Origin of the sequence: Acinetobacter sp. AHP123 (assembly GCF_023757925.1) — a bacterium.
GTDB classification, from domain to species: domain Bacteria; phylum Pseudomonadota; class Gammaproteobacteria; order Pseudomonadales; family Moraxellaceae; genus Acinetobacter; species Acinetobacter oleivorans.
Map to the genome: position 1 here is coordinate 2,775,004 of NZ_CP092454.1, position 20,225 is coordinate 2,795,228.

Sequence of the window (20,225 nt, forward strand, 5' to 3'; positions counted from 1 at the left end):
AAATGCCCACCTTGTCCTGTTTTTATATTGTTTTTGTTTTGCATTTATTTTGCAAGATTGAAAATAAAATAATTGAAAACAGAAGCTTAGCTAAGGATTTTTGAATGCTCTCTATTTATTTAACAGATACCCAACAACATGTGCAATTTAATGATTATCCCGGTGATCAGCCTGTTAAGTTTCTGTTAAATCTTAAAAAGATTTTCCCAAGTACAGGTGACCTGTTATTACCAGTTTTACCTGATGATAATGATTTAGAAAATGTAACATGGGAATCAACTTCAGAAGATTTTGATGTCTTTAAAAAGCTCTTGGCTGGATGGGGTGTTATTGAACTCCGTTTAAATGCAATTACGGCTTATAAAGATAAAAACTTTGCGAATGAGTTAGTAAAACAAGCTCAAGCGAAACGTAAGAAAACAGCACAAAAAAATCATCAGCTCTCTTTGGTTGCACTTGATTATATTTTTATGCACGAAGTTCACGCATTAATTGATGCGGAATTGGTCACTATTGGTGAGAAATTTTATTTACCAACCTTGCGTGAGCAATGGAAGGGTACAGTCTCAGACCCAGTGCTCAATGGAAAATTCTAATTAAACACAAAAGGTGAATTTATAAAAATTCACCTTTTTTATTTTTATAATTAAATTAATGATTTATAACCTGATAATTACTGGTACAAAAGTTTACAAGAAAAGAATGCGTTTTTTCTAAAGTGGCAGATACATTGCTTATATAAATACAAAATTATTGCGGGAGAGAGGTTCGAAAGAACCCGCCGAAGGAGCAACAAGCCCGGAAACTCTCAGGCAGAAGGACTGTAATAATTAAAAAATCTGGAGAGAAGCTTAGATTTATAAGAATTGAAAATAATAACTTATAAATTATAAACTCACCGAAGGGGAAGATCTAAACGTTAAAAGGTAACGTTGGGGTCGAAACTCTCAGGTACCAATGACAGATGGGCTGTACTGATGAAATGTTTTACATTTCTGAGGAGTCTGTTATGCCACATGTTATTGTGATAGGTGCGGGAATCACAGGGGTTACCTCTGCTTATGAATTATCGCAACTGGGTTATCAAGTCACAGTGATTGATCGACATCTATATCCTGCAATGGAAACATCATTTGCCAATGGAGGGCAATTATCGGCTTGTAATGCCGAAGTATGGAACCAAAAAGCCACTGTAGTTAAAGGCTTTAAGTGGATGAGACAAAAAGACGCACCGCTACTGCTGAATCCTTCATTTAGTTTGCATAAATATAGCTGGCTAGTTGAGTTTTTATCCCATATTAAAAACTATGAAGCAAACACGATTGAGACGGTCCGTTTGGCATTACTTGCTCGTAAGCGTTTATTTGAGGTTGCTGAAAAAGAGCAGCTCGAGTTTGATTTGGAGAAACGTGGAATTCTCCATATGTATCATAGTAAGGCTGACTACGAGATTGCTAAACAAGTGAACAATGTACTGAACAAAGGTACATTAGAGCGCTATTCGGTTTCACCTGATGAGATGAAAACCATAGAACCATCATTAACAGGTGAATATTTTGGTGGTTATTACACACCAAGCGATGCAACGGGGGATATTCATAAATATTCAACCTCTTTGGCTGAAAAGACTAAACAATACGGTGTTGAGTATAAATTTGGCTTGGAAGTTACAGATATTAAGTGTCATCCAGACAAAGTGATCGTAAGCTGTCAGCCAAGTGCAGAGCATCCTTATCTTGTTGAATCCGATAGCATCCAAATCGAAGGTGATGTTCTTGTAGTTTGCGGTGGTGTAGGAAGTTATCAACTCGCCGATATGATTGGAGAGCGAGTAAATGTCTACCCAGTAAAAGGTTATTCAATTACTGTGCAATTGAAAGATGAGCAAAGTGTAAAGAATGCGCCGTGGGTTAGTTTACTAGATGAGAGCGCTAAAATTGTGACTTCTCGTTTAGGTAAAGATCGGTTGCGCGTGGCGGGAACTGCTGAATTTAATGGTTACAACCGCGATATACGGGCTGATCGTATTCAACCTTTGGTAAATTGGGTAAACCGTAACTTTGATATTTCAACTGAGCACGTGGTACCTTGGGCTGGGCTAAGACCGATGATGCCTAATATGCTGCCTGTGGTGAAGCAGTCTAAACAGCCTCGTATTTTTTACAATACAGGACATGGGCATTTAGGCTGGACTTTGTCTGCGGCAACAGCGGTTTTAGTGGGTCAGGATATTGCTCAAAAATATCCGATCTAGAAAGTAAAAAAGCCAGTGTTCAACACTGGCTTTTATTTAACGCACTAATCATATAATCGGTAGATTCCGCTAAAACGCTCACAGCCTTTTTGCTGGGTTTTTACGTTTAGTAAAGCTTTTTGGAAATTAAACTGATATTTGCAATTATGCTCATTATCTAAGATTTCATTTTTTTGTTCAGGTGAACTATAGGCCATTAAAGAAATCGTTTGAGTTTCTTTGCGGTTATTTGGATTTCGGTATGCTATTCCTTCAATCTTGATTTTATCTTTCGCGAGCTGATGGACCTGAATGTGAACAGGTTGTGCTGCTAGACGTCCATTTTCAAACTTAAGATAATGTTGGGTAAGCGTTTGCTTAAGCGATGCATAAAAATTTAGGTCGTCAGTACGTAAATCAAACTGTTGTTGAAAACAAGAATTACTCTTACATTGCTGAGTATGTTTAGACCATAACTTTTGTGTATCCTGCAAAAGCTGTAAGGGAGCATCAGTAACTAAATATGCAGAAAGATATTTATTATTGAGTTGCTTTCTCGATTCACTAAATGTTTTTGAACAGATTTTAAGCTCAGCTCCACGATTGGAACAGTCTATTGGTTCTGCAAAAACATGAGATGAACATAAACAACTCAGTGTCACGGCAAAACTTAATCTTTTCAATTGATTCATATCAGTATTAGACAGCATGATCGCTTATACTTTCAGTCTACTTTGCTAGGTGTACTATAGCGAAACAGAAAGGCTGAATACAAGATTTCTTAAGTTTTTATGGAAGGTAATAGTTATATGGTTGCTCAAATTCGCATTGGACAAGGAATGGATGTGCATGCCTTTGAAGAGGGAAACTTCGTTACATTGGCTGGCATTCAAATTCCACATACGCATGGCTTGAAAGCGCACTCTGATGGCGATGTTGTACTCCATGCCTTGTGTGATGCTTTGTTAGGTACTTTGGCACTTGGAGATATAGGGCAACATTTTCCTGACACTGACCCAGAATTTAAGGGTGCGGACAGCCGAGTACTATTAAAGCATGTTTATCAGTTAATCTTAGATCGCGGTTATCAGTTAAATAATGCGGATATTACGGTGGCTTGTGAGCGTCCAAAATTAGCTAAATATAATTTGGAAATGCGTCAAAGTATTGCTGATGTTTTAAATGTAGATGTTAATCAAATCAGTATTAAAGCAACGACAACCGAAAAACTTGGGTTTACCGGTCGTCAAGAAGGTATTTTGGCTACAGCAACTGTTTTAGTCTCTCATCACACTAAGTGATCGGCTTGTTGTAAAGACTGCTGAAGTTCAAGAGTTGCCTTACGGCCTTGTAGCTGTAAGGTAATACTATGAATAAGGCCTGTCCAAGTTTCATTGGGTTCCCAAATTTCATGAAGTAAATCTTGAGAAGTAGGCATGTCCATATTCATATAAAACTGTCTATAGACATACATCAGGCAACTAGAGCGGTCATTTTTAGAACAGTGAATCCAGACAATTTCATTCTGGACTAAATGATCAATAAGATCGAGGACCAATAAACATTGTTCAGCAGATGGAGTTTCCCAGTCAATTGGAATATGGATGTAATTTAAACCGAGGTCTAAACAAATACGATCTTCATTTTCAATATGATTTGGTGCGTTACTTAAAGCGAGATTAATGACGGTACTACAACCATATTCTTTAATTAGTTTCAGTTGTTCAGCAGAAGGCTGTGCTGAACTAAATAAATGTTCATGAATAATTGAAAATGCGGGAATTTGAGATAATGATTGTTCAAGGGTAGTCATGATCGCACTCTACAAGAGTAGGCTTAGCTTATTGTGTAGAATGTTATACACGATTCTAGGGAATAGTTGAAATACAGCCTGCTTATATATTCGACAACGTTATCAAAACTTTAAAAATAATTAACTGGAAAAGTACAAGTTTTATAAAATAAAAAAACAGCATCATAAAGATGCTGTTTTTTTGTCTAAATAATTATGATTTTAGATTTTCATTCAATAAAAATTCTACTAAAGCTTTTTGAGCATGAAGACGATTCTCTGCTTCATCCCATACCACTGCATTTTTATGATCAAGCATAGTTTCAGAAATTTCTTCACCACGATGAGCAGGTAAGCAGTGCATGAATAAACATTCAGGATGAGCAAGTCCCATTAATTTTTCATTGACTTGAAAAGCAGCAAAAGCTCTTTCACGAAGCTTCTGTTCTTCTTCTTGTCCCATGCTTGCCCATACATCTGTCACAATGAGGTCAGCATTTACAGCAGCATCTTCTGCGTTGTCAAAAACTTCAACACAATGACCAAACTCTGCTAAAAATTCAGGTTTAGGCTCATATCCTTTTGGCGATGCAATTTTAAGTTTAAAGCCCATCATGTGTGCAGCTTCAATATATGAGTTACACATATTATTGCCATCACCAATCCAAGCAACGGTTTTACCTTTAATGCTACCGCGGTGTTCATTATAAGTCTGTAAATCTGCAAGTAACTGGCAAGGATGATGGTCATCTGTCAAACCGTTAATCACAGGAACTTTTGAATACGATGCAAAACGTTCAACAATGTCATGACCGAAAGTACGAATCATCACAATATCAAGCATACTAGAAATTACACGTGCTGAGTCTTCGATCGGTTCGCCGCGGCCTAATTGGGTGTCGCGAGGTGATAGGAAAATCGCGCTACCACCAAATTGGTTAATGCCTGCTTCAAAAGAGATACGTGTACGCGTGCTTGATTTCTCAAAAATCATTCCCAATACTTTACCAACAAAAGGTTGATATACCTTATTGTCATGCTGCATTTTTTTAAGTTCGCTTGCGCGTTCTAAAATGCGATTAAGTTCTAGAGTGGATAGATCACGTAAAGTCAGGAAATGTCTTAGAGCCATGTAGCTACTCCATAATAATCGTTATGAAATACAACAATTATCTGTTGTTGGCTGGGTGGAGGTGGGAAAAAAGAAGTCTACTATACTATAAGCATTTTAAAATGCAAAAGAATTAGACTTTATGATGGCCCTTTAAGAAAACATCTACGCAATATTCAATATAATCAGTGGCTTCCTGCTCATCTGGTAGGGCTGGCACGCCCATAATCATACGCCATTCAATATCGCGTAATACCCCAAAATACATGAGTGAAGAATAATAAGGAGAAGGACATGTAATTTCACCTGATTTATCTGCAAACTCTAAGGCTTGGGTAAGTGTATTCTGTAAATTATGTACCCATTTGTCATATAGATATTGTATAAGGACCTTATTACACTCGGTCTGTTCAATAATTAGTCGTAAAAACGCAACATGCTCGGGTTGAGTGAGGTGAGCATAAACACGATTGAGCGTTTGAATTAAGTATTCTCTTAAAGTGCTTTTCTCTGGTTGAAATGGAATGCAAACGTCCTTAAAAAACATTTCACGTTTATAGTCGCAAATTGCGGTAAACAAGCCTTCTTTATTACCAAAATATTTATAAATAGAAGTTTTTGAACCTCCAGCATGGTTAACAATGTCATCAAGAGAAACTGCATCATATCCTTTATCCAAAAACAGCTCGGTTGCACTTAGCAATAGAGCTAGGCGACGTTCTATACCTCTGCGTGTTTGTGGTTTTTCACATACTGAATGATGTGGGTCAAGGACGGAATCATGCATAAAATTTCATAACAACAGTTAACTTTGCTTATTTAGTATAGCAAAACTATCTTTAAGGATGGTCATCGCTATTTTTTTAGATCATCTGCTGAACAGTGAGTAGAAATTTTAAAAAATAAAAGAATAGAAAATATAAGCTTAGAGTTGGTTTTGAAATGATTTAATGATGTAACCTGATGTTTAATTTTAAATTTAATAAAATATCTAATCAAAAATAAAGCGGCTAAGAATGTCTTAGCCGCTTCTGATTTAGGCACTACACTTTTTTAGGCCTCGGTTTGGCTAACCTTATGTTCATCTTCTTCATCATCGTCAGCAGAATCCATTCCAAGTTCTTTTAACTTGCGAGTTAAGGTGTTGCGGCCCCAACCTAGTAATTCTGCAGCATGACGTTTGCGTCCACGCGTTTGTTGTAAAGCTGCGTTAATTAAGGTGCGTTCAAACATTGGTGTGGCAATATCCAAAATCTTCATTTCACCATTCTTAAGCTTTTGAATTGCCCATTGATTTAGTAACTCATCCCAATGGTGTAAAGAAATGCGTTCAAATGAAGGAGCAGGTTGCCCAGAGTCACTATTCTTTTGCAATGGAACTTGTTTAAGTTCAGAAGGTAAATCTTCTGGATAAACTTCACGTCCAGTGATCATCACAGTTAACCAGCGACACGTGTTTTCAAGTTGTCGAACATTACCGGGCCACGGTAACTGTTGCATATAGTCCGTTGTTTCAGTACGTAAGATTTTTGGACTCACGCCAAGTTCTTTACCTGCACGTGCAAGAAAATGCTGAGCCAGCATTGGTATATCTTCACTACGATGAGCGAGTTTAGGAATGTGAATACGAATTACATTTAAGCGGTGATATAAGTCTTCACGGAAGCGACCTTCATTCACCAGTTTTTCTAAATCCTGATGCGTTGCTGCCACAATTCGAACATCAACTTTAACTGGAATATGTCCGCCTACACGATAAAATTCACCATCGGCGAGCACACGAAGTAGTCGAGTCTGTGTTTCAAATGGCATGTCACCAATTTCATCAAGGAATAGTGTTCCACCATTTGCTTGCTCAAAGCGGCCTTGGTGTTGAGTGTTTGCACCTGTAAATGCACCTTTCTCATGACCAAATAACTCAGTTTCAATCAAGTCTTTTGGAATTGCCGCCATATTTAAGGCAATAAAAGGCTTTGCACGGCGTGGTGAATGCTTGTGTAAAGCATGCGCAACTAATTCTTTACCTGTACCAGATTCACCATTAATTAAAACAGTAATATGAGATTGAGATAAACGACCAATAGCGCGGAAAACCTCTTGCATGGCAGGAGATTCACCAATAATTTCTGTTGATTGAAGTGGTGAAGCTGTTTTTGTAGCTTCTTGTTGTTGTAGTTTATTGATATGCAGAATTGCACGATTGACTAAAGCTAAAGCTTCATCAATATCAAAAGGTTTTGGTAAATACTCAAATGCACCTGTTTGATAACTTGATACCGCAGACTCTAAATCAGAATGTGCTGTCATAATAATGACAGGTAAATCCGGATGAGTGTTTTTGACTTTAGATAAAAAAGTTAAACCATCAATTCCAGGCATTCGAATGTCAGTTAAGATGACATCGGGAGCATCATGATGCAAACGTTCAAGCGCAGTTTGAGCTTCTTCAAAATTGGTAACGTCAAAGCCTTCTTCTTTAAAAGTCTTTTCCAATACCCATCGCATGGCGCGATCATCATCAATAACCCATATTTTATTTCGCGACACGGTCTGACTCCCAAGGTAAATATAAGCTAAAAATAGTTTTTCCAGGAACAGATTGGCATTCAATCATTCCGTTATGTTGATGCATAATATTCTGTGCAATACTCAGGCCAAGCCCAGTACCTTTTGCTCGTCCAGTAACCAGTGGGTAAAATACGGACTCTAAAATACTCTCAGGTATACCTGGCCCATTGTCTTCAATATCAACCCGCACGGTAGATCGATTCAGCACACCATTAATTGTGACAAGTCGTTGTATGCGAGTACGTAGAATTAGCTCTGGTTCATGATCTATAAAGAATGCTTTATTCTCTGTTATGGCCTGAATTGCATTTACACTAATGTTGAGCATGACTTGGATTAACTGATCACGATCGGCATTCACATCAGGTAAAGACAAATCATAGTCACGTATAATTTTAATTTTTTTCTTTGTCTGGTTTGCAATGAGAGAGCGTACTCGTTCTAAAGGTTCGTGTACGTTAACATTTTCATAGCTTGGTAATTGTCTGGAACCTAACATGGTGTCAGCCAAGTTAGTTAAACGATCCACTTCATTAATGATGACATCCGTGAATTCAGCATAAGTCTTATCATTTAAACTGCGAGCGAGTAGCTGGGTTGCTCCCCGAATACCTGCAAGTGGGTTTTTAATTTCATGTGCAACGCCACGCACGAGCTGCCTAGCGACCTGATGTTGTTGAACAAGATTTTCTTCCTTTGAAATCTTTAACATGCGGTCAATTGGGTTGAGCTCAATCAACAATAATGGATGATAACTTTTACCGGCATTTAATTGAGAGACTGTGTAATCAACGTGAAGGTCTTTAAAGTTGACATTAATGACAGCTTCTCGACGCGTATAAGGTTGTCCGGTTTTTATGGTGTTTAATAAAGCTTCATGTGTATTAAAAGTATCATCTGGCGCATGAAGTAAATTTAAAACAGGCTGTCCTGAAGCGCGGAGCAAACTAATGTCAAATAGTGCTTCGCAGGCTGAATTTAAATAAAAAATATTCAAGTTACTATCGATTAATAAAATCGCAGTAGTTAAATTGTCTACCAATAGGCGATAGTCGATAGGGTTGTGTTGATCCATTAGCGAATCGTTCCTGTCTTAAAATAGCGCAATGGCATCTTCATTGGTTATCGGATTTTCACCGTTATAGAACATGAACGATGCAAAATATACGCCAACTTTGTTTATGGGTTATTTTAAAGTTTTAAGGTACTTAAAAACGCGCTGAAATCGTTCTTTATATCTTTTGATCAAAACAAATAGCTTTAGTCTAGATAATAACATGATCTAAATTGGTGCAAAGGTGAGTTTTGGTGCAAATGTTGGTTGTATTTTGGTGCATTACACAAAGAGTAGGCTTTCCACCTATGCTTGAGACAAGAAAAGACATACAATACGCGCATTCAAGTGGAGCGCAGATTCATGAAGACCCCCAAAGTCGGTTTTGTTTCTTTAGGTTGTCCTAAGGCATTGGTAGATTCTGAACGAATTTTAACTCAGTTAAAGACTGAAGGTTATCAAGTTGCATCAGATTATGATGGTGCTGATTTAGTAGTTGTTAATACCTGTGGTTTTATTGAATCTGCGGTACAAGAGTCGCTAGATGCAATTGGCGAGGCCATGAGTGAAAATGGTCGAGTAATCGTTACAGGATGCTTAGGTAAAGACGAAGATAAAATTCGTCAAATGCATCCGAACGTTTTAAAGGTTACTGGTGCGGCAGCTTATCAAGATGTAATGGAAGCTGTACATGAATATGTACCAGCACCACCTAAACATAATCCGTTTATTGATTTGGTTCCTGAACAGGGAATTCGCTTAACACCAAAGCATTATGCCTATTTAAAAATATCTGAAGGATGTAACCATCGTTGTACCTTCTGTATTATCCCAAGTATGCGTGGTGACTTGGTTTCTCGTCCAGTTGGTAGTGTATTAGAAGAAGCTGCGGCACTTAAAAGAGCGGGTGTTAAAGAAATCTTGGTTATTTCTCAAGATACATCGGCTTATGGCGTAGACACCAAGTACAAACTTGACTTCTGGAATGGTCAACCGGTTAAGACAAAATTCTTCGACATGTGTGAAGCACTAGGCCAATTGGGCATCTGGGTGCGTCTACACTATGTATACCCATATCCACATGTTGATGCAGTTATCGATTTGATGGCTCAAGGTAAAATCTTGCCATATCTTGATATTCCTTTCCAACATGCAAGCCCACGCGTTCTTAAATTAATGAAGCGTCCGGCACATAGTGAAAATACACTAGAAAAAATTAAGTTATGGCGTGAAAAGTGTCCGGACCTTGTGATCCGTTCTACTTTTGTGGTTGGTTTTCCAGGCGAAACTGAAGAAGACTTCCAGATTTTGTTAGATTGGTTAGTTGAAGCTCAACTTGATCGCGTAGGCTGCTTTACCTATTCACCAGTAGAAGGCGCTACGGCAAATGATTTACCAGATCATGTGCCAGAAGAAATTAAGCAAGAGCGTTACGAGCGCTTTATGCAAGTACAGCAGCAAATATCTGCTGCCAAATTACAAAAACGTATTGGTCAAACGATGACTGTATTAGTCGATGGTTTAGAAGACGAATATCCTGTTGCCGTTGCACGTTCTTATGCCGATGCTCCGGAAATTGACGGTAATGTGTTTGTAGAAGATATCGATAAGAGCACTATTCAACCGGGCGATATATTGGAAGTCGAAATTACCGATGCAGATGAATACGATTTATTTGCAAAGTTAATTAAAATTAAATCGGTTTAATCGAAATATATTTAAAGAGCATTCAGTTTAAGAGGTTTTGGAGCAAAGTCATGGCGGAAACAATTAGCCCACGTTATTCACGTATTCTATTAAAATTATCTGGTGAGGCATTGTCAGGTAATAAAGATATGGGTATTGATGCCCAAGTTTTAGATCATATGTCACTTTCAATTGCGCATTTGGTTGGTTTGGGGGTGCAAGTGGGTATCGTTGTGGGTGGCGGTAATTTATACCGTGGTAGTCAGTTGCAAAAAGATGGCTTGGTTGGTCGTGTAACAGGCGATCAAATGGGTATGCTTGCAACTGTGATGAATGGCTTAGCTATGCGTGATGCTCTAGTTCGTCGTAATATCAGAACTCGTCTTATGTCTGCATTACCAATTGGTACAGTGGTAGAGTCTTATTCAAGTCGTGATGCGATTCGTCATTTGAGTCAAGGTGAAGTTTGTGTTTTCGTTGCGGGTACAGGAAATCCATTTTTCACAACGGATACAGCAGCATGTCTACGTGGTATTGAAATTGAAGCGAATTTGATTTTAAAAGCGACTAAAGTTGATGGGGTTTATAATAAAGATCCAAGTAAATATGATGATGCTGTTAAATACGATCATTTAACTTTTGATCAAGTGTTAGATGAAAAGCTTGGTGTTATGGATTTGACTGCTATTTGTTTGTGTCGCGACCATAATGTGCCATTGCAAGTTTTTGATATGAATAAATCAGGTGCGTTATTGTCAGTAGTAATGGGTGAAAAAGAAGGAACGCGCGTTACTAAGTAATGTACGTGTTACCGAAAGCTCTTTATACTAGCGCTAAATTAAATTTGTTAAATATATCTTTGAATAAATAAGTAAGGTAGATCATATGATTAACGATCTGAAAAAAGACAGCGAACAGCGTATGTTAAAAACTCTAGAGTCTTTAGAACTCGGGTTTGCTAAAGTTCGTACCGGCCGTGCACACCCATCAATCTTAAATGGTGTGATGGTTCCTTACTACGGTTCTGATGTGCCATTAAATCAAGTAGCAAACGTGGGTATTGAAGACTCTCGTACACTTATTGTTCAGCCATTTGAGCGTACAATGGTTTCAGCTATTGATAAGGCGATCCGTGAAAGTGATCTTGGTTTAAACCCGATTACAGCAGATGCAATTCGTGTACCTTTACCAGCATTAACTGAAGAAACACGTCGTGATATGCAAAAAGTTGCGCGTAATGAAGCTGAAAATGCAAAAGTTGCGATTCGTAATATTCGTCGTGATGTATTAGGTGATATCAAAGCATTATTGAAGGAAAAAGAAATTTCTGAAGATGATGAGCGCCGTGCAGGTGATGATATTCAGAAAATTACTGACAAATATGTTGCAGAAGTAGATAAACGTCTTGCAGCGAAAGAAGCAGAATTGATGAAGGTCTAATTTTTATGACCGATTCTGAAGAGTATCATCTTCCCAAGCATGTTGCCATCATTATGGATGGCAACAACCGCTTTGCTAAAAAAAATCAAATGCAAAAAGGTGATGGGCATCGGGAAGGTAAAAATGTTCTTGATCCTATCGTTGAACATTGTAAAAAAACTGGTATTCGTGCTTTAACTGTTTTTGCATTTTCAAGTGAAAATTGGAATCGACCGCAGTATGAAGTCGATCTGCTCATGAAGCTTCTGGAAGAAAGTATTCATGAGCAAATACCTCGCATGAAGAAATTTAATATTGCTTTGCGTTTTATCGGTGATCGTTCTCGATTATCCTCACACTTAGTTGCCTTAATGGAAGATGCAGAGCAACAGACAGCACACCATGACACTATGACCTTAACCATTGCAATAAGCTATGGTGGGATGTGGGACATTGCTAATGCAGCAAAACAGGTTGCAGAGGCCGTTTCCCGTGGTGAATTTAGTGCTGATCAAATAAATGTTGATTTGTTCGAAAAATATGTCAGTCTAAACGATCTGCCGGCTGTGGACTTGCTAATCCGCACAGGCGGAGATTATCGCATATCTAATTTCTTGTTGTGGCAAGCAGCTTATGCGGAACTGTATTTTACCGAAGCTTTATGGCCAGAATTTACAGTAAAAGAGTTCGATCATGCATTGAATGTTTTTTCAGGGCGTGAACGTCGTTTTGGCAAAACATCTGAACAAATTCAGCAAGAGAAAATAGAGAATTTATAATGTTAGAGCGGATTGTTACCGCATTGGTACTTGTTGCAGTTGTTTTAGGCTGTATGTTTGCTACGCAATCACATTATCCAATGTTGGTTCTTATGATTGTTGCAGCAGGGGTAGCGGGGTATGAGTGGTATAAGTTAATGCCTCGCGAAACTGCAAATGCTGTAAAACCTAAAGCTTGGTGTTACGGTCTGCTTGTTGCATTTGTTTCAGGTGTCGCCCTATTTTTCCACGATATTGCATTACTTTTGTGGTCTGCTTCAATTTTGACTTGGATTGTCAGTGTATATTGGGTTAAGTCATTTCCTGAATTTGATGGCTGGTATAACGCAACCTTGTATGTAATTGGCATAATTTTAGTCTGCGCTGCGGTAACATCAATTTTTGTAGTATGGCAAAGTTCGCCATGGTGGTTAATGTATCTGTTCTTACTCGTTTGGGGTGCGGATAGTGGTGCTTACTTTGTTGGTCGTAAATTTGGAAAAAGAAAATTAGCTCCGACTGTAAGCCCTAATAAATCAGTGGAAGGTTTGTATGGTGGTATTATTACGACCGTAGTAATAATGGTGGTTGTGCAATATCATTATCTAAATTTAACTTTAATTCAGCAAATTCTGTTTCTTATATTGTCGTTAATTACGGTATTTGGTTCAGTTTTAGGTGACTTATTTGAATCAATGATTAAACGTCGTGCCGGTATTAAAGATTCTGGTCGTGTTTTACCAGGTCATGGTGGTGTGTTAGATCGTATTGATTCTTTACTTGCAGCAGCCCCGATTTTTGCAACGGGAATGTATATATTAAAACTTATTGGTGTAGATTTATAGATGACACAATCTGTTTGCATATTAGGTGTAACCGGTTCCATTGGTCAAAGTACCTTAAAAATTTTAAATCAACATCCTGATAAGTATTCAGTGTTTGCAGTTTCAGCTCATAGTCGAATTTCTGAGTTGGTTGAAATTTGCAAACATTTCCAACCAAAAGTTGTGGTCGTTCCTGAGCAGAAAGTTGCCGAATTAACAGCTGTATTTGCATATAATAAATTACAAAATATTGAAATTTTGGTTGGTGAGGAAGGCCTGATAAGCATTGCTTCACATCCAGATGTTGATATTGTTATGGCTGCAATAGTTGGTGCTGCAGGCTTGTTGCCAACTCTAGCTGCTGTGAAAGCTGGTAAACGCGTATTGCTTGCTAATAAAGAAGCTTTGGTCATGTCTGGTGAAATCATGATGCAAGCAGCACGTGATCATCAGGCATTATTATTACCGGTAGATTCAGAACACAACGCTATTTTTCAGTCATTGCCTCATAACTATTTAGAAGCTGAAAGAAATGGACAACCGCAACAGGGTGTATCAAGAATCTTATTGACCGCTTCAGGTGGACCATTTTTAAACCATTCGTTAGAACAATTAGAAAAAGTTACTCCTGCACAGGCTTGTAAGCATCCCAACTGGTCTATGGGACAGAAAATCTCAGTTGACTCAGCTACTCTTATGAATAAAGGGTTGGAGTTGATCGAGGCATGTCATTTGTTTTCAATATCTGAACATTTTGTTACAGTTGTTGTTCATCCACAAAGTATTATTCATTCTATGGTGCAATATGTGGATGGTTCAACATTGGCGCAAATGGGTAATCCAGATATGTGTACGCCAATTGCACATGCTTTAGCATGGCCTGAGCGTTTACAGACGAGTGTTCCTGCTTTAGATTTGTTTGAATATTCTCAGCTTAATTTCCAAGCGCCAGATATTCAGAAATTTCCAGCACTTGATTTGGCTCGTCAGGCAATGCGTACGGGAGGTTTGGCACCTACTATTTTAAATGCTGCAAATGAAGTTGCTGTTGCTGCATTTTTAAAGGAACAGATTGGATTTACAAATATCCCACAAGTGGTAGAGCATACTTTGCAAAAATTGGAAAATTCAGTTGCTGAAAATATTGAGTGTATTTTAGCTAAAGATGAAATAGCACGACATGTAGCACAGCAATATATATCAAGTATAGGAGGCTGAAATGAGTGCATTATTTATGATTGCAGCAGCGGCTCTTTTACTTGGTCCTTTAATTGCAATTCATGAGTTTGGTCATTATTGGGTGGCACGAAAACTAGGTGTTAAAGTTTTAGTGTATTCCATTGGTTTTGGGCCTACATTACTCAAGTGGACATCAAAAAAATCTGGCATTAAATATCAACTTTCAGCTTTACCATTGGGCGGCTATGTAAAAATGCTTGATGAGCGTGAAGGTAATGTTGCAGAGCAAGATTTACCTTATGCATTTAACCGCCAAAAGCCATGGAAACGTATAGCAATTGTTGCAGCTGGTCCATTAATTAATCTTATTTTTGCTGTCTTACTTTTCTGGATCTTATTTTTACCTGCACAAGAACAACTGAACACTAGAGTCGGTAAAGTTATACCAAACTCACCAGCAGCAACTGCACAAATGCAAGTCGGTGACAAGATTATTGCTGTTGATGGAAAAGAAACACAAACTTGGGAAAAACTTAACTTTGCTTTAATTGATCGTGTAGGCGAAACTGGTAGTGTAAATGTTGATGTAGACCGTGCAGGTACTGAAAAAAATATTGTTTTACCAATTAAAGACTTCTTAAAAAACCAGAATGAATCAGCTTTAGATGTGTTAGGTTTTTTACCATATCGTCCTGTTATTCCTGCTGTTGTTACTGAATTGACTCAAGATGGAGCTGCAATTCGTCAAGGAATGAAAGTAGGTGATCGTATTGTTTCAATTAATGGTCAAGCAATGAAAGACTGGTTTGATGTTGTCGAGGTCGTACAACATTCTCCAGAAAAATTACTCAATATTGATGTGTTGCGTAATAGTCAATTAATCCATTTGCAAGTTATGCCTCAAGGGAAACGAGATAACATGGGGCAAGTGAGTGGTGTTTTGGGTGTGAAAAGTGATGCGGGAAAAATTACAATTCCTGACGAATATAAGCAAACAATTCAATATACTCCAATACAAGCTTTAGAGATGTCATTAGATAAAACTGGTCAAATCTCTAGCATGATATTGAGTTCGATTGTAAAAATGGTTAAGGGTTTAATTGGTTTAGAGAATCTTTCTGGACCAATTACAATCGCGAAAGTAGCGGGACAAAGTGCAGAAATGGGATGGCAGACTTTTATCTCATTTATGGCTTTAATGAGTGTAAGTCTTGGAATTTTAAATTTATTGCCAATTCCAATGCTAGATGGTGGGCATCTCGTTTATTACATTATTGAGGCTATTCGTGGTAAGCCTGTTTCTGAACAAATACAAATGTTTGGTCTAAAAATTGGTATGGTACTGCTCGGTAGTATGATGCTTTTAGCTTTATTTAACGATTTTATGCGTTTGTAAACGTATATGGATTTATAACTTACTGGAAAAACTGGCATGCGGCACACACATTTTTTAATGCCTTTGGCACTTGTTAGCGCTATGGCAGCGGTACAACAAGCATATGCAGCTGATGATTTCGTCGTTCGAGATATTCGTGTAGATGGTTTGGTCCGTCTTACTCCTGCAAATGTTTCTACCATGTTGCCAATCAACAGTGGCGATCGCGTTAATGAACCGATGATCGCAGAAGCAATTCGAACATTGTATGCCACTGGACTTTTTGACGATATTAAAGCATCAAGAGACAACGATACTTTAGTTTTCAATGTCGTAGAGCGCCCAATTATTTCAAAACTTGAATTTAAGGGTAATAAACTTATTCCTAAAGAGGCTTTAGAGCAAGGCCTCAAAAAAATGGGCATTGCTGAAGGCGAGGTTTTTAAGAAGTCAGCTTTACAAACAATTGAAACTGAATTAGAGCAGCAATATACCCAGCAAGGCCGTTATGATGCTGATGTAACTGTTGATACGATAGCTCGTCCAAATAACCGTGTTGAACTTAAATTAAATTTTAATGAAGGTACAGCGGCTAAAGTTTTTAATATCAATATTATTGGTAATACAGTTTTTAAAGACAGTGAGATTAAGCAAGCTTTCGCAGTTAAAGAAAGCGGTTGGGCTTCAATCGTAACTCGGAATGACCGTTATGCTAGAGAGAAAATGGCGGCGAGCCTTGAAGCTTTGCGTGCGATGTATCTGAATAAAGGTTATATCAATTTTCATATTAATAACTCACAGCTTAATATTAGTGAAGATAAGAAGAACATCTTTATTGAAGTTGCTGTAGAGGAAGGCAGTCAATTTAAATTTGGGCAAACCAAGTTTTTAGGTGATGCACTTTATAAACCTGAAGAGTTACAAGCTTTAAAAATCTATAAAGATGGCGATACCTATTCTCAAGAAAAAGTAAATGCTGTTAAGCAATTGTTATTGCGTAAATACGGTAATGCTGGTTATTACTTTGCAGATGTGAATATTGTTCCACAAATTAATAACGATACAGGTGTTGTTGACTTAAATTACTATGTAAATCCAGGTCAGCAAGTTACTGTACGTCGTATTAATTTTACAGGTAACAGTAAAACTGCCGATGAAGTATTACGTCGTGAAATGCGTCAAATGGAAGGCGCTTTAGCGAGTAATGAAAAAATTGATTTGTCTAAGGTTCGTTTAGAGCGTACAGGATTCTTCAAAACTGTTGATATTAAACCAGCTCGTATTCCAAACTCACCAGATCAGGTGGATTTAAACGTAAATGTTGAAGAACAACACTCGGGAACTACAACATTAGCGGTAGGTTACTCACAAAGTGGTGGTATCACATTCCAGGCAGGTTTGAGTCAAACTAACTTTATGGGAACAGGTAACCGTGTTGCGATCGATTTATCTCGTTCTGAAACTCAAGATTACTATAACTTAAGTGTTACCGACCCTTACTTTACAATTGATGGGGTAAGCCGAGGTTATAATGTTTACTACCGTAAAACGAAGCTAAATGAGGACTATAACGTTAATAACTACGTTACCGATAGTTTTGGTGGTAGTTTGAGTTTTGGTTACCCAATTGATGAAAACCAAAGTTTAAGCGCGTCTGTCGGTATTGATAATACTAAAGTAACGACAGGTCCTTATGTCTCTACTTATGTCCGTGATTACTTATTAGCAAATGGTGGTAAACCAACTGGTACGTCGACTTGGTGTGAAAGTGGTAAGACGGAGACTGAAGAGGATCCCGCAAATCCTGGCACGCAAATACCAATACCTGGTACATGTGAAGGTGGATTTAAACCCTATAATAGTGCTTTCGAAAGTGAATTCTTTACTTATAACTTGAACTTAGGTTGGTCATATAACACCTTGAATAGACCAATTTTCCCAACTTCAGGTATGTCTCATCGTGTTGGTCTAGAAATTGGTTTACCTGGTAGTGATGTGGATTATCAAAAATTAACTTATGATACTCAGGCATTCTTACCAATTGGTAAATCAGGATTCGTACTTCGTGGTTATGGTAAGCTTGGTTATGGTAATGATTTACCATTCTATAAAAACTTCTATGCGGGTGGTTATGGCTCAGTTCGAGGATATGATAACAGTACACTTGGACCTAAATACGCAAGCGTAAATTTACAAGAAACAAAAACTAATGATCCTTCACCAGAAGAAGTGGGTGGTAATGCTTTAGTTCAGTTTGGTACAGAGCTCGCTTTACCATTACCATTCAAAGGTGACTGGACCCGTCAAGTGCGTCCAGTTTTATTTGCTGAGGGCGGTCAAGTTTTTGATACTAAATGTGATATTAATAATACTGCCTACGGAAATAAAGGCATGATGATTAATGGTCAGCAAATTGATGATGTTAGAAAATATTGTGAAGATAACTATGGCTTCGACTTAGGTAATATGCGTTATAGCGTAGGTGTTGGCTTCACATGGATCACCATGATCGGACCCCTATCTCTTAGCTATGCATTCCCTCTAAATGATAAGCCTGGTGATGAAACTAAAGAGATCCAGTTTGAAATCGGTCGTACTTTCTAAGTACGGCTTGACTAAACATGCAATAAGGACACAAATTTAAATGAAAAAATTAAATATATTAATGTTAGGACTAGGTTTGACAGTTTCTGCCATGACTAATGCTGCTGGTTATGGTGTCATTGATCTTGCTAAAGTTGTTGAAAGCAGTGCTTATTTGAAACAACAAAACGCAAGTTTAAATCAATCAGTTAAGCCAACCACAACTCGTCTTGAGCAATTAGGTAAAGAATTAGAAGGTCTTCAACGTCAAGCCCAAACGCAAGGGCAAAAAATGAAAGAAGATGATATCAAAAAGCTTCAGGCGCAATATCAAACAAAACTCAATGAATTTAATTCTACTCAACAAGGTTTGCAGTCTAAAGTTCAAACTAGTTTGCAAGGAATGAACTCAACTTTTGAAACTCGTGTGAAGCAAGCAGCTGAACAATTACGAAAAGAAAATAATCTTGACTTCATTTTGAATAAAAATTCAACTGTTGCCTATGACGCTAAATATGATTTAACTGATAAAATGATACAAAAGGTTAATTCAATGAAATAAATTAATGAAAGTGCAACATTATCGTTTAGATGAACTAGCTCACCTAGTAAATGGTGAGCTAGTAGGTACGGGTAGTCTTCAATTTATAAACTTAGCAAGTTTAGAAAATGCTGAAACTCATCAAATTGCTTTCGTGAATGGCGAAAAGTATATTGATCAAGCAAAGGCTAGCCGTGCGGGTGCGTACATTGTTACAAGCCTTATTAAAGAACAGCTTCCTGACAAACAAAATTTTATTATTGTTGATAATCCATATTTAGCATTTGCCATACTTACACATGTTTTCGATAAAAAAATCACATCGGTGGGTATAGAAAGTACTGCTCAAATTCATCCTTCTGCGATCATTTCTGAAACAGCATATATTGGTCATTACGTCGTTATTGGCGAAAATTGTGTGGTTGGTGATAACACAATTATTCAGTCCCATACTCGACTGGATGATAATGTGGAAGTTGGAAAAGATTGTTTTATTGATGCTCATGTCACTATTACTGGTGGATCTAAATTATTTGATCGTGTGAGAGTTCATGCAAGCACTGTAATTGGTAGTGAAGGTTTCGGCTTTGCGCCATATCAAGGAAAGTGGCATCGTATTGCTCAATTGGGTTCAGTTGTTATTGGTAATGATGTTCGCATTGGTTCAAATTGTAGTATTGATCGAGGTGCACTCGACAACACCATTTTGGAAGATGGGGTAATTATTGATAACCTTGTGCAAATCGCGCATAACGTTCATATTGGTTCAAATACAGCTATCGCTGCTAAATGCGGAATTGCTGGTAGTGTTAAAATTGGCAAAAACTGTATTCTAGCTGGGGCTTGCGGTGTATCAGGCCACCTTTCTATTACCGATAATGTGACTTTGACCGGAATGTCAATGGTCACAAAAAATATTTCTGAACCTGGTACTTACTCTTCGGGAATTGGATTATTTGAAAATAGCCATTGGAAAAAGACAATTGTACGCTTGCGACAATTAGCAGATGTGCCATTGACCCAAATCACTAAACGACTTGATCATATACAAGCTCAAATAGAGTCTCTTGAATCAACCTTTAATTTGCGTAAATAGAATATT

The 20,225-nt window shown here is 37.8% G+C and carries 19 protein-coding genes and 1 riboswitch; of the genes, 13 read left to right on the plus strand and 6 right to left on the minus strand.

The genetic code is table 11. The features are described 5' to 3' along the window. Nucleotides 1–104: 104 nt before the first annotated feature. A complete protein-coding gene (locus MJX77_RS13210) occupies nt 105–596 on the plus strand; it encodes a hypothetical protein (protein WP_004791829.1) in 492 nt (163 codons plus the stop codon). A gap of 150 nt (nt 597–746) precedes the next feature. Continuing rightward, a riboswitch (glycine riboswitch) is annotated at nt 747–834 on the plus strand. 175 nt (nt 835–1,009) lie between these two features. After that, nucleotides 1,010–2,254 carry a D-amino acid dehydrogenase gene (locus MJX77_RS13215; RefSeq protein WP_144734658.1) on the plus strand — a complete coding sequence of 415 codons (1,245 nt, stop codon included), beginning with the start codon at nt 1,010–1,012 and terminating at the stop codon, nt 2,252–2,254. A gap of 44 nt (nt 2,255–2,298) precedes the next feature. On the opposite strand, the gene MJX77_RS13220 is transcribed toward MJX77_RS13215, so the two are convergent. Beyond that, the gene (locus MJX77_RS13220) at nt 2,299–2,943 is read right to left on the minus strand and encodes an A1S_1983 family putative colistin resistance protein (RefSeq protein ID WP_013197483.1); all 645 of its coding nucleotides are present in this window, start codon (nt 2,941–2,943) and stop codon (nt 2,299–2,301) included. Nucleotides 2,944–3,042: 99 nt separating this feature from the next. On the opposite strand from MJX77_RS13220, the gene ispF reads away from it, so the two are divergent. Further along, entirely contained in the window at nt 3,043–3,534 is a 492-nt protein-coding gene (gene ispF / locus MJX77_RS13225) for a 2-C-methyl-D-erythritol 2,4-cyclodiphosphate synthase (protein WP_198307781.1), read from the plus strand. On the opposite strand, the gene MJX77_RS13230 is transcribed toward ispF, so the two are convergent. The 5 genes from MJX77_RS13230 to glnL form a co-directional block, all read right to left on the minus strand. Next, nucleotides 3,522–4,046, minus strand: coding sequence for a protein tyrosine phosphatase family protein (locus MJX77_RS13230; protein ID WP_004791839.1), 525 nt, complete (start codon nt 4,044–4,046; stop codon nt 3,522–3,524). The two genes, ispF and MJX77_RS13230, sit on opposite strands and share 13 nt — an antisense overlap. A gap of 193 nt (nt 4,047–4,239) precedes the next feature. Then, a complete protein-coding gene (gene argF, locus MJX77_RS13235; RefSeq protein WP_005306284.1) occupies nt 4,240–5,157 on the minus strand; it encodes an ornithine carbamoyltransferase in 918 nt (305 codons plus the stop codon). A 112-nt stretch (nt 5,158–5,269) separates the two neighbouring features. Further along, nucleotides 5,270–5,923 carry a TetR/AcrR family transcriptional regulator gene (locus MJX77_RS13240; protein WP_252059325.1) on the minus strand — a complete coding sequence of 218 codons (654 nt, stop codon included), beginning with the start codon at nt 5,921–5,923 and terminating at the stop codon, nt 5,270–5,272. Nucleotides 5,924–6,189: 266 nt separating this feature from the next. Beyond that, complete coding sequence (glnG, locus tag MJX77_RS13245) at nt 6,190–7,683, minus strand: nitrogen regulation protein NR(I) (RefSeq protein WP_004791845.1); 1,494 nt, start codon at nt 7,681–7,683, stop codon at nt 6,190–6,192. Further along, nucleotides 7,670–8,779: a nitrogen regulation protein NR(II) gene (glnL, locus tag MJX77_RS13250; RefSeq protein ID WP_004791847.1), complete on the minus strand. Its 1,110-nt coding sequence runs from the start codon at nt 8,777–8,779 to the stop codon at nt 7,670–7,672. Before glnL ends, glnG begins: the two co-directional genes overlap by 14 nt. 342 nt (nt 8,780–9,121) lie before the next feature. Here glnL and rimO point away from each other — a divergent pair, with 342 nt between their 5' ends. The 10 genes from rimO to lpxD all read left to right on the plus strand — a co-directional run bounded on the left by rimO (nt 9,122) and on the right by lpxD (nt 20,219). Then, nucleotides 9,122–10,465, plus strand: coding sequence for a 30S ribosomal protein S12 methylthiotransferase RimO (gene rimO, locus MJX77_RS13260; RefSeq protein ID WP_004791849.1), 1,344 nt, complete (start codon nt 9,122–9,124; stop codon nt 10,463–10,465). A 50-nt stretch (nt 10,466–10,515) separates the two neighbouring features. Then, on the plus strand, nt 10,516–11,244 hold the full coding sequence (gene pyrH, locus MJX77_RS13265) for a UMP kinase (RefSeq protein ID WP_004791851.1): 729 nt from the start codon (nt 10,516–10,518) through the stop codon (nt 11,242–11,244). 85 nt (nt 11,245–11,329) lie between these two features. Then, nucleotides 11,330–11,884 carry a ribosome recycling factor gene (frr, locus tag MJX77_RS13270; RefSeq protein ID WP_004791853.1) on the plus strand — a complete coding sequence of 185 codons (555 nt, stop codon included), beginning with the start codon at nt 11,330–11,332 and terminating at the stop codon, nt 11,882–11,884. A gap of 5 nt (nt 11,885–11,889) precedes the next feature. Beyond that, nucleotides 11,890–12,642 carry a polyprenyl diphosphate synthase gene (gene uppS / locus MJX77_RS13275; RefSeq protein ID WP_004791854.1) on the plus strand — a complete coding sequence of 251 codons (753 nt, stop codon included), beginning with the start codon at nt 11,890–11,892 and terminating at the stop codon, nt 12,640–12,642. Continuing rightward, nucleotides 12,642–13,466: a phosphatidate cytidylyltransferase gene (locus MJX77_RS13280; RefSeq protein WP_004791856.1), complete on the plus strand. Its 825-nt coding sequence runs from the start codon at nt 12,642–12,644 to the stop codon at nt 13,464–13,466. The genes uppS and MJX77_RS13280 overlap by 1 nt, the downstream gene beginning before the upstream one ends. Next, a complete protein-coding gene (gene ispC / locus MJX77_RS13285; protein ID WP_252059326.1) occupies nt 13,467–14,663 on the plus strand; it encodes a 1-deoxy-D-xylulose-5-phosphate reductoisomerase in 1,197 nt (398 codons plus the stop codon). 1 nt (nt 14,664) lies between these two features. Further along, nucleotides 14,665–16,020, plus strand: coding sequence for an RIP metalloprotease RseP (gene rseP, locus MJX77_RS13290; protein ID WP_192834467.1), 1,356 nt, complete (start codon nt 14,665–14,667; stop codon nt 16,018–16,020). Nucleotides 16,021–16,056: 36 nt separating this feature from the next. After that, a complete protein-coding gene (gene bamA / locus MJX77_RS13295) occupies nt 16,057–18,603 on the plus strand; it encodes an outer membrane protein assembly factor BamA (protein WP_252059327.1) in 2,547 nt (848 codons plus the stop codon). Between the two features lie 40 nt (nt 18,604–18,643). Then, complete coding sequence (locus MJX77_RS13300; protein WP_004643108.1) at nt 18,644–19,144, plus strand: OmpH/Skp family outer membrane protein; 501 nt, start codon at nt 18,644–18,646, stop codon at nt 19,142–19,144. Nucleotides 19,145–19,148: 4 nt separating this feature from the next. Next, entirely contained in the window at nt 19,149–20,219 is a 1,071-nt protein-coding gene (lpxD, locus tag MJX77_RS13305) for a UDP-3-O-(3-hydroxymyristoyl)glucosamine N-acyltransferase (RefSeq protein ID WP_049836884.1), read from the plus strand. Nucleotides 20,220–20,225: the final 6 nt, after the last annotated feature.

Coding starts and splice junctions, on each gene's coding strand:
- MJX77_RS13210 (WP_004791829.1), top strand. CDS start 105: ATGCTCTCTATTTATTTAACAGATACCCAACAACATGTGCAATTTAAT.
- MJX77_RS13215 (WP_144734658.1), top strand. CDS start 1,010: ATGCCACATGTTATTGTGATAGGTGCGGGAATCACAGGGGTTACCTCT.
- MJX77_RS13220 (WP_013197483.1), bottom strand. CDS start 2,943: ATGCTGTCTAATACTGATATGAATCAATTGAAAAGATTAAGTTTTGCC.
- ispF (WP_198307781.1), top strand. CDS start 3,043: ATGGTTGCTCAAATTCGCATTGGACAAGGAATGGATGTGCATGCCTTT.
- MJX77_RS13230 (WP_004791839.1), bottom strand. CDS start 4,046: ATGACTACCCTTGAACAATCATTATCTCAAATTCCCGCATTTTCAATT.
- argF (WP_005306284.1), bottom strand. CDS start 5,157: ATGGCTCTAAGACATTTCCTGACTTTACGTGATCTATCCACTCTAGAA.
- MJX77_RS13240 (WP_252059325.1), bottom strand. CDS start 5,923: ATGCATGATTCCGTCCTTGACCCACATCATTCAGTATGTGAAAAACCA.
- glnL (WP_004791847.1), bottom strand. CDS start 8,779: ATGGATCAACACAACCCTATCGACTATCGCCTATTGGTAGACAATTTA.
- rimO (WP_004791849.1), top strand. CDS start 9,122: ATGAAGACCCCCAAAGTCGGTTTTGTTTCTTTAGGTTGTCCTAAGGCA.
- pyrH (WP_004791851.1), top strand. CDS start 10,516: ATGGCGGAAACAATTAGCCCACGTTATTCACGTATTCTATTAAAATTA.
- frr (WP_004791853.1), top strand. CDS start 11,330: ATGATTAACGATCTGAAAAAAGACAGCGAACAGCGTATGTTAAAAACT.
- uppS (WP_004791854.1), top strand. CDS start 11,890: ATGACCGATTCTGAAGAGTATCATCTTCCCAAGCATGTTGCCATCATT.
- MJX77_RS13280 (WP_004791856.1), top strand. CDS start 12,642: ATGTTAGAGCGGATTGTTACCGCATTGGTACTTGTTGCAGTTGTTTTA.
- ispC (WP_252059326.1), top strand. CDS start 13,467: ATGACACAATCTGTTTGCATATTAGGTGTAACCGGTTCCATTGGTCAA.
- rseP (WP_192834467.1), top strand. CDS start 14,665: ATGAGTGCATTATTTATGATTGCAGCAGCGGCTCTTTTACTTGGTCCT.
- bamA (WP_252059327.1), top strand. CDS start 16,057: ATGCGGCACACACATTTTTTAATGCCTTTGGCACTTGTTAGCGCTATG.
- MJX77_RS13300 (WP_004643108.1), top strand. CDS start 18,644: ATGAAAAAATTAAATATATTAATGTTAGGACTAGGTTTGACAGTTTCT.
- lpxD (WP_049836884.1), top strand. CDS start 19,149: ATGAAAGTGCAACATTATCGTTTAGATGAACTAGCTCACCTAGTAAAT.